The sequence below is a fragment of the Pseudactinotalea sp. HY158 genome (genome assembly GCF_009660225.1).
GTDB lineage: Bacteria > Actinomycetota > Actinomycetes > Actinomycetales > Beutenbergiaceae > HY158.
Genome location: NZ_CP045920.1, coordinates 635,227 through 647,317, shown reverse-complemented (window position 1 = coordinate 647,317; position 12,091 = coordinate 635,227). Strand labels below are relative to the sequence as shown.

Here is a 12,091-nt window from a genome sequence, read left to right as displayed (position 1 = left end):
CGGTCCCGCTACCGCTCCGCCGCGAGCCCGCTCAGTCCGTGCTGCCCCACTCGCCGATTGCCCGGATCCCTCGTGCCGGCGAGCAGGTGGGCGAACCAGGCGGCCCACGCCCGCGCTCGGAGCCAGACCGCGTCGTCATAGATCTCCGGCAGCGCAGCCCGGAACCGGCGCCGCCCGTGCTCGGTGAACGTCAGCCACATGCACGCCAGATCGTAGGCGGGATCCCCTGCCGTCAGGTCCCCGAAGTCCACGACTGCGGCGATCCCGGACTCACGCCCATGCCCGAGCACGAGGTTGCCCGGGTGAACGTCGCCGTGTACCCAGACCGCAGGTCGCCGCCACGGGGGCGCGGTCACGCCGGCAGTCCAGAGGGAGCGCAGGTGCGGTTCCCCGGCCAGGGCGGCGTACACGTGCTCGTCGCGCTCCGCCAGCGGCACGCCCCGGGCCCAGTTCGGCGGAGCATCCACCGGCGCAGGCACGTGCAGGGCGGTGAACACCTGAGCGAGTTGCTCGGCGATCACGTCCCGTTCCTGCGGTGACGCCTCGGAGGCCGGGCGGCCTTCGAACCACGGCACGACGCTCCAGGACCACGGATAACGCCCCTCGGGCCGCCCGATCGCCACGGGCACGGGCACCCGCACCGGCAGCATCGGCGCGATTTGCGGCAGCCACCGTTGCTCCTTCACCACGAGCTCGGCAGCCGCCAGGCGCCGCGGCAGCCGCACGGCCAGATCCTCGCCGAGGCGGAACACGTCGTTGTCCCAGCCGTGGGCGACCCGCTCGAGTGGGCCCCGCAGGTCCGGGTGCTGGGAGGCGAGCAACCGGTCGACCTCTCCGACCGTCAACTCCATCTCCGCGGGAGGTTCGGGCATGGAGGCCACCCTATCGGCCGAGATCCCGGCGCTCGAGACGCGGCACGCGCAACGCGGCCCGTGACCGAGGCCGCCCTATAGTTGGGCCGTGCAGCACCGGCGATCCGGACCGATGCGAGGCGCCCGAAGCAGGGAGCTTTCCGTGGACGAACCCCGCACCCCGCAGGCGCGCCGCTGGTGGCACCTCGACCCGGGCGGCGCCGCGCTCGGCCTCGTGTTCGCGATCCTGTCGGTCACGCCCTCGCTGCTGCCCCGCCCGGCCGCGGCGCAGGGCGCGATCACGGCGCTCTCCTTCGGCGCGGGCTACCTCATCGGCGTGCTGTTGTGGCGGTGGCTGCGCCGTCTCATCCGCCCGGAGCAGCAGCGCCTCGGCGGGCGCGCCGCGTGGATCGCCTACGGCGCGGCGATGGTCGCCTCGATCGCGCTCCTGTCCGGTCTCTCGCTGCACTGGCAGAACGACGTGCGCCGGATGGTCGAGATGCCCGAGGCCGACTCGACCCACGTGGGCGCGTTCCTGGCCGTGTTCGTGCCGCTCACCGTGGTGCTGCTCGCGATCGGCAAGGGCGTGCGCCGCCTCTCCCGCCGCCTGCGCGGCCGCTTCTCCCCGCTCATCGCGGGCGTGGTGACGACGTCCATCGTCGCCGGGGTGGCACTCGCCGGCGGCGCGGGTGCCCTGGCCGTGGTGGACTCGATCTTCTCCGGCCTCAACTCCGGCGTGAGCGCGGAGGTGACCGAGCCCGGCTCGGCCCACCGATCCGCCGGCCCGGACTCGGCGATCGCCTGGGAGTCGCTCGGCCACCATGGATCGGACTTCGTGGGCGGGGGTCCGTCCGCGGCCCGGATCGAGGCGGTGACCGGGCTCGCCGCGAGGGAGCCGATCCGCGTGTACGCGGGCCTGGAATCGGCCCCCACCGACGCCGCCCGGGCCGACCTCGTGCTCGCCGAGCTCGAGCGCACCGGAGCCTTCGACCGATCGATCCTCGTGGTCGCCACGACGACCGGCTCGGGGTGGCTCGAGCCGCAGACGGTCGACGCCCTCGAGTACCTGCACGCCGGCGACACGGCGATCGCCTCGATGCAGTACTCCTACATGCCCAGCTGGTACTCCTTCCTCTTCGATCCCGACGCCCCGGTGCACGCCGCACGAACCCTCTTCGACGCCGTGTACGAGCGCTGGTCCCAGCTCCCCGCCGACGACCGACCCATGCTCGTCTCCTACGGCCTGAGCCTCGGCGCGCACGGCAGCCAGGCCGTCTTCGCCGACCTGGCCGACGTGCGCACGCGCACCGACGGCGCCCTGTTCGTGGGCAGCCCGAACGGGTCCGAGCTGTGGCGCGGCCTGCAGGCGGCCCGGGACGCGGGCAGCCCGGCCTGGCAGCCCGTGCTCGACGGCGGCCGCGAGGTGCGCTGGATCTCCCGGCCCGGCGACGACTCGGACCTGCCGCAGCCGTGGCAGAAGCCCCGCGTGCTCTACCTCCAGCACGCCACCGACGCGGTCACCTGGCTCGGGCCCCGGCTGTTCTGGCAGTCCCCCGACTGGCTCGAGCCCGATCAGCGCGGCGCCGACGTCAGCCCCTCGATGCGCTGGATCCCCGTGGTCACGGGTCTGCAGGTGCTCGTGGACATGATGCTCGGCGACCAGGTGCCCGCCCATCACGGTCACAATTTCGGCAACGTCGTCCCGAGCGCGTGGCGCCAGGTCACCGGCGATGCGGGCCTGGACGCGGCGGCATTCGCCCGGGTCCAGGCGATCATCGAGGACTACGCGCCGATCAAGTCGACCCTGGAGTGAACGTGCCGGTCTCGACAGGCGGGCACACGTGCTGACACGGGCCCCGTGAATGTGGTTGGCTCTAGGGAACCGGCGGCAGGGTGGAGCACCATGATCGAATTCGACGGCGTCTCCAAGGTGTTCGCCGACGGGACGGTCGCGGTCGAGGACTTCTCCCTGCAGATCCCGGCCCATTCGACCACGGTGCTCGTCGGCTCCTCGGGCTCAGGCAAGACGACGCTCATGCGGATGGTCAACCGAATGGTCGACCCGACCTCCGGGGTGGTCTCGATCGACGGCGAGGACGTCGCCGGTCACGATCCGGTGGCGCTGCGGCGACGGATCGGCTACGTCATGCAGAACTCCGGGCTGCTGCCGCATGTGAGCGTCCTCGACAACATCGCGACCGTGCCCCGGCTCGTCGGGCAGAGCCGGCGCAGCGCCCAGGCCCGGGCCCGCGACCTCATGGTCACGGTCGGGCTCGATCCCGCGCTCGCCCGCCGCTACCCGAGCCAGCTCTCCGGCGGGCAGCAGCAGCGCGTCGGCGTCGCCCGCGGCCTGGCGGCCGACCCGAACATCCTCCTCATGGACGAACCGTTCGGGGCGGTCGACCCGATCGTGCGGGCCGAGCTGCAGGAGGAGCTCCTGCGCCTGCAGCGGGAGATCGGCAAGACCATCGTGTTCGTCACCCACGACGTCGACGAGGCGTTCCTGCTCGGCGACCAGGTGGCCATCGTCGAGATCGGGGCGCGGATCGCCCAGGTGGGCACGCCCACCGAGATCATGTCCCGGCCGGCGAACGAGTTCGTGTCCCACTTCATCGGCGCCCATCACGGCGACCGGGCGCTGCACATCGAGCAGACCGACCGCGGCCCGATCGTGGTGGACGCGAACGGCCGCCCGTACGGGACCCTGGTCGACGAGGCGCCGTGACCTGGGTCGGCGAGAACCTCGGGCTCATCGGCACGCTGAGCCTCGAGCACCTGCGCCAGAGCCTCGTGCCGGTCCTGCTCTCGGTGCTCGTCTCCCTGCCGCTCGGCTGGGTCGCGTGGCGGTGGCGCGTCCTGCGGGGGCCGATCGTGGCCACGACCGGCCTCATGTACACCATCCCCTCCCTCGCCCTGCTCATGATCGTGCCGGGCATCGTCGGCATCGCCCCGTTCGACGAATCGAACCTCGTCATCTCCCTGACCGTCTACGCCACGGCCCTGCTCGTGCGCAGCGTGGTCGACGGGCTCGACTCCGTCTCCCCCGACACGCGGCTCGCGGCCACCGCCCTCGGCTACTCGACCGCCCGGCGGCTGCGGGCGGTCGAGCTCCCGCTCGCGGGCCCCGTCATCCTCGCGGGCCTGCGGGTCGTTGCCGCCTCGACGATCGCCCTGGCCACGGTCGGCATCCTCGTGGGCGTGACGAACCTCGGCTACCTGTTCACCAACGGCCTCGAGCGCCGGATCGTGCCCGAGGTGCTCACCGGGGTGCTCACCGTGGTGCTCATCGCGGCGCTCATCGACCTGCTCCTCGTGCTGGCCGGACGCCGGCTCATGCCCTGGGCCCATCTCGATCGCCGCACCACGGCGACCGAGGCGAGGAACGGCGCATGAACCTCCTCGCCGACGCCTGGGCCTGGCTCTTCTCCGCCGAACCGCTCGCGGGCGGCGACGGCATCTGGACGGCGATCGGGGTGCACCTGGCCTACACGTTCGCCGCCGTCGGGCTCGCGGCCCTGGTCGCGGTGCCGCTCGGCTGGTGGATCGGGCACACCGGGCGCGGCCGGGAGGTGGCGGTGACCGTCTCGGGCGCGGCCCGAGCCGTGCCCTCGTTCGGCCTGCTCGTGCTGCTCGTGCTCCTGTTCGGGGTGCTGCACAAGCCGCTCGCGGCGCTCATCAGCTACGTGCTGCTGGCGATCCCCTCCCTGCTCGCCGGCGCGTACGCCGGCTGCGAGTCCATCGACCGGCGCGTCATCGGCGCGGCCCGGGCCGTGGGCATGACCGAGTGGCAGATCCTGCGCCGGGTCGAGATCCCGCTCGGGCGCTCACTGCTCGTCGGCGGGATCCGCGCCGCCGTGCTCCAGGTGATCGCCACCGTGACGATCGGTGCCTACGTCGGGCTCGGCGGCCTCGGCCAGTACATCATCGCCGGGATCCCGCTGCGCCGCTACGACATGGTGCTCGGCGGCGCGCTCGTGCTCGCGCTCACCGCCCTGATCCTGGACGGCGCGGGTGCGCTCGCGCAGCGCGCCGCCGTCCCGCGGGGCCTGCGCACCGCCCGGGCCGCCGGTGCCTCCCGTGCCTCCGGGTCCGCGACCGGCGCCGTGTCGGACGGGGCCGTGTCGGACGGGGCGGGTACCATCGGCGATCCCTCCCCCAGCGATACCCTCGACCATCGGGCGGAGGCGAGCTCCGTCGTCCACAGGTCAGATTAAGGAAGGCACGATGACGAAACGAACGAAGACCGGCTGGGCCGTCACGGCCGCGGCGCTCGCGCTCACCCTGGCGGCGTGCAGTTCCTCCGACCCGCTCGCGCCCGACCCCTCGGCGGGCGACGACGACGCGACGGGGTCGGCGGGCACGGAGACGATCGTGGTGGGCTCGCAGGCGTACTACTCGAACGAGATCATCGCCGAGATCTACGCCCAGGCGCTCGAGGACGCCGGCCACACCGTGCAGCGGCAGTTCAACATCGGCCAGCGGGACGCCTACATGCCCTCGCTCGAGAACGGCGACATCGACCTGTTCCCGGAGTACACGGGCAACCTGCTGCAGTTCTTCGATCCCGATACGGAGGCGCGCAAGCCCGACGACGTGTACGCCGCGCTCGTCGAGGCGCTGCCCGCGGGTCTCACCGTGCTCGACGCGGCCGAGGCCAGCGATCAGGACTCCTACACGGTCACCTCCGAATTCGCCGACACCTACGAGCTCGCCTCGATCGCGGACCTGGCGAACGTGGACACCGACCTCGTGCTCGGTGGACCGCCGGAGCTCGCGGAGCGCCCCTACGGCCCGGACGGGCTCAAGGAGGTCTACGGCATCACGGTCGACTTCAAGGCCACCGGCGACACGACGGTCGAGGACCTGCTCGCCGGCACCGTGAACGTGGCCAACGTGTTCACGGCGGATCCGCGCATCCAGACCCAGAACCTCGTGGTGCTCGCGGATCCGGACGGGCTGTTCCTCGCCTCGAACGTCGTGCCGCTCGTGAGCAGCAACCTGGCCGACGAGATCGCGGACGTGATCGACCCGGTCAGCGCCGCCCTGAGCGCCGATGCCCTCATCGCCCTGAACGTGGCCAGCCAGGTCGATGCGAAATCCACCCCCGACATCGCGAGCACGTTCCTCGCCGATCACGGCCTCACCGGCTGAGCTTCCCGGGCGCCTTCCCGGGCGCTTTCCCGGCCCTGTCCCGGCCCCTTCCCGGCCCCTTCCCGGCTACTTCCCGGCTACTTCCCGAGACTGCCCGACGGCGGGAGACTGGAGGCATGACAGCGATCGAACTGGTGCGGGTCTACGATGCCCGCCGCGGCAATCCTGCTCACGCCTCGGTCGAGGCCGCGCTCACGGGTCCAGAGCACCCGAGCGTGTTCCTCGTGGACCGGCTCTGGCCGCGAGGTGTGGCCAAGGCCGACCTGCCGCACGACGTCTGGCTCAAGGAGGCCGGTCCGAGCACGGAGTTGCGCCGATGGTTCGGGCACGACCCGGAGCGGTTCGCGGAGTTCGCGGAGCGGTACCGCGGCGAGCTCGAGGAGAACCGGGAGCAGGCCGCTCCGCTCCTCGAGGCCGCCGCACGGGGCGAGGTGATGCTGCTCTTCTCCGCCAAGGACGAGGAACACAATCAGGCCGTCGTGCTCCGTGGCTGGATCGAGGACCGCCGCTGAGGCGACCGGCCCCGGGCCGTTCGGCTCCGGGGCCGTTCGGCTCCGGGGCCGTTCGGCTACGGGGCCGTCGGGTCGTCGTGCCTACGGCTGGACGTTGCGGTTCCAGGGCGCGAGCGGCGGCAGATCCTCGTCCTTGGTGCGCGAGGGCACGACGAGCACCGGGCACTCGGAATGGTGCAGCACGGCCTGTGAGGTCGACCCGAGCAGAAGGCCGGCGAAGCCGCCGCGTCCGCGCGTGCCCACGACCACGAGGTCGACCGCCGTGGAGAACTCCGACAGCAGCGCGGCCCCGGACCCGTCGAGGGCGTGTCGGCGCACCGTCACGCCCTCGTGGCCCTCGAGCGCCGCGTTGACCGTGACGTCGAGGCCCTCCTTGCAGTCGGCCAGGAGCTGTTCGCTGTCGACCGCGGCGGGGAGCCAGCCGAGCAGGCCCGACCCCGTGCCGATCGGCAGCCCGATGACGGCGGTGAGCTCCGCGTCCCACAGCTGGGCGTGGTCGATCGCGTTCTTCAGCGCCACCTTGGCCGAGTCCGAGCCGTCGACGCCGACGACGATCCGCCGGACCGGCAGCTTGCTCGCCGCGTCGTCGCGGTGGGGCACGACCACGGTCGGGCAGTGTGCATGGGCCGGCAGCGCGGAGGAGACGGTTCCCAGGATCCGCTCGGCGAAGCCGGAGTGACCCCGCGTGCCGACGACGGTCAGGCACACCTTCTTCGACAGCTCGACCAGCACCCCCGCGGGGTCGCCGGTCTCGAGGGCGGAGGTGACCTCGAGATCACTCCCGGCCAGTCGTGCCGCGGCCTCGTCGAGCACGGCCTGGGCGCCGTCGCGGATCGACGCGTCGTCGAGGGTGGCGTAGCCGCCGTCCATGCTCGCGGCCGCGAACGTCGGCAGCGCATAGGCGCACACGATGTGCACCCGCCAGCCGATCCGTTCCGCGAAGGCGGCGGCCCAGTCGAGCGCCTGCAGGCTCGCGGCGGATCCGTCGACCCCCACCATCACTACTTGTTCGCGTGTCATGACCTTCCGACCCCCATCTCCTGGGCTGTTCTTCGGCCATTGTCCACCATGGGCGACCCGTCCCGCACCTCGATGCGCCGCCGCCGGGCGAGGGCAAGGCCGTCCGTTCACCCAGTCCACCCAGGCGCACGGGCCGCACGGGGGTCCCTGTGCCCACGGGGGCTCACGGGGGACTCACCGGGACTCACCGGGGCTCACTGAGCATCACTGGGGCTCACTGGGGCCTACACGGTCCCCTCGGAGACGGCGAACGGCCCGGCCCCCGAGGGGACCGGGCCGTTCGCTCCGCGGCGGGCAGTCAGCCGGTGACGCGGATGAAGGTCGGGTTCGACATGTAGATCACGCTCTCGTACAGCGGCGTGCCGGGCTGCCGCGCGGCGATGTGGTTGCCGCCGCCGGTGTAGATGCCGACGTGGCCGGGCGCCCAGACCAGGTCGCCGGGGCGGGCCTCGCTCGCGGAGACGACGCGCCCGGCGCCGCGCTGGGCACCGGAGCTGCGCGGCAGCGAGATGCCGAGCTGGGCGAAGACGTACTGGGTGAAGCCGGAGCAGTCGAAGCCGGACGGCGTGGAGCCGCCGTGCACGTACGGCGTGCCGACGTAGCGGCGGGCGATGTCGACGATGGCGTTGCCGCTGGCCGACGGCGTCGCCTCGGAGCCGACGGGGGCCTTCTCGGCCGGGGCCGCGGCGGCGGGAGCCGGCGCTGCGCTGCGGTTGTTGGAGCGGGAGACCGGGGCGACCCGCGGCTCCGGCTCGGGCAGCGGCTCAGGCGCCTCGGCGGAGACCTCGTCGGTCACGAAGGACCACTCGGTGTCCGAGTCGACGCTCACCGTGGGCTCGGTCTTGATCTGGTTCGCGCCGGGGACGGCGAGCGCGGCGGTCGGGGCCGTGCCCGGCTGCGCTGCGCGAACGTTCGGCTGCACTGCGGCGAGGCTCGCGCCGGCGGTGAGGGTGAGCACCAGCCCCGAGGAGGCCGCCGCGACGGCGGTCCGGCGACCGGCGGGGCCGGTGACGACGTGGCCGAGGGTGTGCAGCGGCGTGATGGGTCGGCGCGCCGCACGGTGCCGGGCGCCAGTGTTGCTCTGAGACAAGGATCTACCTCTCCTTACGCCTGCGAAGTAAGCTGTCGGGTTCAAGTGGGAGAACACTTGGCCCGTTCCGTGGGGCCGATCGACGATCGAACTCCCGGTTCGGACTGCACCCCAAGGTGCTGGGCACCGCTGATGGTTCCTCCGCCCCCGTCCTATTGAGATGTGGTGGGAATCAGGACTCGGTGACGGGGCTGAGCGGCCGGGTCCAGGCTCATCGATGGGCAAGAATTCCGTGATGAACGTTCGCCAACGTACCCGACGGATCGCCCGCATGTCACGTTAAGGTTACGGAGCTCTCATACCTGGGGATGACCCCGGCCACCCTGCTCCCCCTGTGGATGGAGCCGAACCCGCAGGATCCCGGGGGTGTCCCGCCCCCACCCCGAGGGCCCGGCCGTCCGCCACCCCGGACACCTGTGGCGGACATCACACGGCGACGGCCGGTCACCCGAAGGTCGAGCCCGCTCGATACGAAGGTCGAGAGCGACTACGGGCGGGCGACGAACAGATGCTTGGCGAGGTCGAGCGGCACCTCGAGCACGCCGGCCGGACCCTCGCCCGCGTCGTCCGTGCGGGCGAGCGTGAGCAGATGGCCGTCGTGACCCACCCGCAGCCCCACCCCCGGGCCGATCCCCAGCTCGGCGAAGCGCGCGAGCACCTCGGTGTCGACCTGGAGCGGTTCGCCGATCCGGGCGAGCACGATGACCGCCTCCCGCCCCTGGGCGAGCAGGTCCGACAGCGGGGTCACCGGCTCGTCCGGCGAGGCGTCGAGGCCGAGCTCGTCGAGGCCGGGGATCGGGTTGCCGTACGGGTCCCAGTGCGGATTGCCGAGCAGCCGGATGAGCCGGCGCTCGACCTGCTCGCTCATGACGTGCTCCCATCGGCACGCCTCCTCGTGCACGTGCGGCCAGTCGAGTCCGATGACGTCGATCAGGAGGCGTTCGGCGAGGCGGTGCTTGCGCATGACCCGGGTGGCGCGGGCGCGCCCCTCGTCGGTGAGCTCGAGATGGCGGTCGGCGGTGACGACCATGAGACCGTCGCGCTCCATCCGCGCGACGGTCTGCGACACCGTGGGCCCGGAATGGCCGAGCCGCTCGACGATGCGCGCGCGCATCGGCGGTATGCCCTCCTCGCCCAGTTCCAGGACGGTCTTGAGATACATCTCCGTGGTGTCGATCAGGTCACTCACATACCCTCCCAGGTCCGGGCCCAGCCTACTGGGTGGCCCGAGGAGTCGGGATAAACTCGGCCCGTGATCACGATTCCCGCGCACCTGCTTCCCGACGACGGCCGGTTCGGAGCCGGCCCCAGCCTCGTGCGGGACTCCCAGCTCGAGGCGGTGCTGCGCCTCAACCCGAGCGTCGTGGGCACCTCCCACCGGCAGCCGCCCGTGCGGGATCTGGTCGCGCGGGTGCGCCGGATGACCGCCGAGCTCTTCGACGCACCCGCCGGCTACGAGGTGGTGCTCGGCAACGGCGGGTCGACCCTCTTCTGGGATGCCGCGACCTTCCAGCTCATCGACGACCGGGCCCAGTTCGCCCACGCGGGCGAGTTCGGCGCCAAGTTCGCCGCCGCCGGCGCCGCCGCCCCGTGGCTCTCCGAACCCGACATGGTCACGTCCGAGCCCGGGACGGGCGTGGGCCCCCGGGCGGGCGCCGGCATCGACACCTACGCGTGGGTCCAGAACGAGACCTCGACCGGAGTGGTCAACCCGGTCCGGCGGGTCGCGGGCGCCGATGCGGGCGCGCTCATGCTCGTGGACGCCACGAGCGCCGCGGGCGGGGTCGCGATCGACCTCGCCCAGACCGACGCCTACTACTTCGCGCCACAGAAGTCCTTCGCCTCCGACGGCGGCCTGTGGCTGGCGCTCCTCTCCCCGGCGGCGCTCGAGCGGATCGAGCGCCTGAGCTCGCGGTGGGTGCCGCAGAGCCTCTCGCTCGCCGCCGCCGTCAAGAACTCCCGGCTCGAACAGACCCTCAACACCCCGGCGATCGTCACGCTGGCGCTGCTGGCCGAGCAGCTCGACTGGATGTTCGCCGGCGGCGGGCTCCCCTTCGCCGTGGAGCGCAGCGCGGCGAGCGCGGCGACCCTGTACGGCTGGGCGGAGAGCTCGACGTTCGCCCGGCCCTGGGTGACCTCGACCGCGAACCGCTCACCCGTCGTCGGTACGATCGACTTCGACGAGGGGATCGACGCGAAGTCGCTCGCGGCGACCCTGCGCGCGAACGGGATCGTCGACACGGAGCCCTATCGCAAGCTGGGCCGCAACCAGCTGCGGATCGGGATGTACCCGGCCGTGGCCCCGGCGGACGTCGAGGCGCTCACCGCCTGCATCGACTACGTGGTCGAGCGGCTCTGACTCGGGCTCACCCGAGGGATCCCGCAGCGGGCGGCTATCAGGGTCGTGGAGAGCCGGCTCCTTGGACGCCCAGGTCGTGGGCAAACGCGAGCTCGACCGCTGCGAGCTGGTCCCGGGTCGGATAGTCGACCGGATCACCCACGACATAGTCCTTGTCGATCGAGCGTATCCGGTCGACCAGGATCCGCCTCGACCGTCCGGCGAGTCCGCCGGGGACACGACCAGACCCAGACGCCTGCCGCCCTGCTCATGGTTCCGGGGCCGGCCGATATCGATCCGGTATACGGCTCCGCGAATCACCAAGCTTCCGGCTCCGCGGTGACGTCCTCGCCCGTGAGCGGCTCCGCGTCCGCTCGAAACCTGGTGAGCCACAGCACCGCGTTCGACGTTTGTTCTACACCTGGGCTCCACGCTGGGCTGAGCGGCCGGCCCGATTTGTCGGGGCCGCACATGCCTGAACGTGCATACCACACGGTTGACGTCGAGGCTATTCTTGAAGCATGACCACTCAGATCGCGATCAGGCTCGACGCTCGTGAGTTGGCTGCACTCGACAACGAGGTCACCGAGGGTCGCGCCGCGAGCCGCTCCGACGCCGTCCGGCGCAGTATCGCCCGACTTCAACGCTCGCAGCGCTACCGTCGTGACGAGGCCGCCCTACGCGCCGCGACGCAGCGGGGCGAGAGCGTCTACCCGGACCTCGACGGCCTGCTCGACCCACCGCACCCACCACTGGATTGATGCGCACGATCTCCGCGGTGCTTTTGGACAAGCGGCGCCCAGCCCTGATCCTGACCCGACAATCCGCACTGCATCTGCTCACCTGGGTCTCCGTCGCGCCGATCACCAGCACGATCCGCGGCCTCTCGACCGAAGTCCCGGTCGGACCCCGCAACGGCCTCGACCACGACAGCGTCATCAGTTGCGACAACATCATGAGGGTTCCCCGCTCCGCTGTCGGCCGGGTGATCGGCCTGCTCTTCGACGATCAGGAGCCGGCACTGGCCCGCGCCATCAGCGACGCATTCGATCTCGACCCGGCCTGACCGCCACCGCCGTCCTCCGCGCCGCCGTGAGGGGCGGTGACCGGACGCGGGGCGGGACGCCGC

General features: G+C 72.0%; 13 protein-coding genes and 1 riboswitch. Of the genes, 9 read left to right on the top strand and 4 right to left on the bottom strand.

Translation table 11 applies throughout. The features are described from left to right. Nucleotides 1-8 precede the first annotated feature (8 nt). Nucleotides 9-872, bottom strand: a complete 864-nt coding sequence (locus GCE65_RS02805; RefSeq protein ID WP_152817396.1) for an aminoglycoside phosphotransferase family protein — start codon at nt 870-872, stop codon at nt 9-11. Nucleotides 873-1,014: 142 nt separating this feature from the next. Between GCE65_RS02805 and GCE65_RS02800 the strand changes: the two genes are divergently transcribed. From GCE65_RS02800 to GCE65_RS02775, 6 genes are all read left to right on the top strand, one after another. After that, the gene (locus tag GCE65_RS02800) at nt 1,015-2,664 is read left to right on the top strand and encodes an alpha/beta-hydrolase family protein (RefSeq protein WP_194928798.1); all 1,650 of its coding nucleotides are present in this window, start codon (nt 1,015-1,017) and stop codon (nt 2,662-2,664) included. A gap of 90 nt (nt 2,665-2,754) precedes the next feature. Next, nucleotides 2,755-3,576 carry an ABC transporter ATP-binding protein gene (locus GCE65_RS02795; protein WP_153877307.1) on the top strand — a complete coding sequence of 274 codons (822 nt, stop codon included), beginning with the start codon at nt 2,755-2,757 and terminating at the stop codon, nt 3,574-3,576. Beyond that, nucleotides 3,573-4,244 (top strand): ABC transporter permease, encoded by a 672-nt coding sequence (locus GCE65_RS02790; RefSeq protein ID WP_153877306.1) that lies wholly within the window; start codon nt 3,573-3,575, stop codon nt 4,242-4,244. The genes GCE65_RS02795 and GCE65_RS02790 overlap by 4 nt, the downstream gene beginning before the upstream one ends. After that, nucleotides 4,241-5,065: an ABC transporter permease gene (locus GCE65_RS02785; protein WP_153877305.1), complete on the top strand. Its 825-nt coding sequence runs from the start codon at nt 4,241-4,243 to the stop codon at nt 5,063-5,065. The genes GCE65_RS02790 and GCE65_RS02785 overlap by 4 nt, the downstream gene beginning before the upstream one ends. Nucleotides 5,066-5,075: 10 nt before the next feature. Further along, nucleotides 5,076-6,002, top strand: a complete 927-nt coding sequence (locus GCE65_RS02780; protein WP_153877304.1) for an ABC transporter substrate-binding protein — start codon at nt 5,076-5,078, stop codon at nt 6,000-6,002. Nucleotides 6,003-6,118: 116 nt separating this feature from the next. Beyond that, nucleotides 6,119-6,514 (top strand): DUF488 domain-containing protein, encoded by a 396-nt coding sequence (locus tag GCE65_RS02775; protein ID WP_153877303.1) that lies wholly within the window; start codon nt 6,119-6,121, stop codon nt 6,512-6,514. Nucleotides 6,515-6,595: 81 nt separating this feature from the next. On the opposite strand, the gene GCE65_RS02770 is transcribed toward GCE65_RS02775, so the two are convergent. The 3 genes from GCE65_RS02770 to GCE65_RS02760 form a co-directional block, all read right to left on the bottom strand. Next, nucleotides 6,596-7,534: a universal stress protein gene (locus tag GCE65_RS02770; protein WP_153877302.1), complete on the bottom strand. Its 939-nt coding sequence runs from the start codon at nt 7,532-7,534 to the stop codon at nt 6,596-6,598. A 298-nt stretch (nt 7,535-7,832) separates the two neighbouring features. Beyond that, complete coding sequence (locus tag GCE65_RS02765; protein WP_228760080.1) at nt 7,833-8,624, bottom strand: C40 family peptidase; 792 nt, start codon at nt 8,622-8,624, stop codon at nt 7,833-7,835. Nucleotides 8,625-8,627: 3 nt separating this feature from the next. Next, nucleotides 8,628-8,802, bottom strand: a riboswitch (cyclic di-AMP (ydaO/yuaA leader). A 309-nt stretch (nt 8,803-9,111) separates the two neighbouring features. Continuing rightward, on the bottom strand, nt 9,112-9,813 hold the full coding sequence (locus tag GCE65_RS02760) for a metal-dependent transcriptional regulator (RefSeq protein ID WP_153877300.1): 702 nt from the start codon (nt 9,811-9,813) through the stop codon (nt 9,112-9,114). A 66-nt stretch (nt 9,814-9,879) separates the two neighbouring features. Here GCE65_RS02760 and serC point away from each other — a divergent pair, with 66 nt between their 5' ends. The 3 genes from serC to GCE65_RS02740 all read left to right on the top strand — a co-directional run bounded on the left by serC (nt 9,880) and on the right by GCE65_RS02740 (nt 12,028). Then, the gene (gene serC, locus GCE65_RS02755) at nt 9,880-10,983 is read left to right on the top strand and encodes a phosphoserine transaminase (RefSeq protein WP_153879133.1); all 1,104 of its coding nucleotides are present in this window, start codon (nt 9,880-9,882) and stop codon (nt 10,981-10,983) included. Nucleotides 10,984-11,483: 500 nt separating this feature from the next. Further along, on the top strand, nt 11,484-11,723 hold the full coding sequence (locus GCE65_RS02745; RefSeq protein ID WP_152817388.1) for a hypothetical protein: 240 nt from the start codon (nt 11,484-11,486) through the stop codon (nt 11,721-11,723). Then, nucleotides 11,723-12,028: a type II toxin-antitoxin system PemK/MazF family toxin gene (locus GCE65_RS02740; RefSeq protein WP_152817387.1), complete on the top strand. Its 306-nt coding sequence runs from the start codon at nt 11,723-11,725 to the stop codon at nt 12,026-12,028. Before GCE65_RS02745 ends, GCE65_RS02740 begins: the two co-directional genes overlap by 1 nt. The last annotated feature ends 63 nt before the right edge of the window (nt 12,029-12,091 follow it).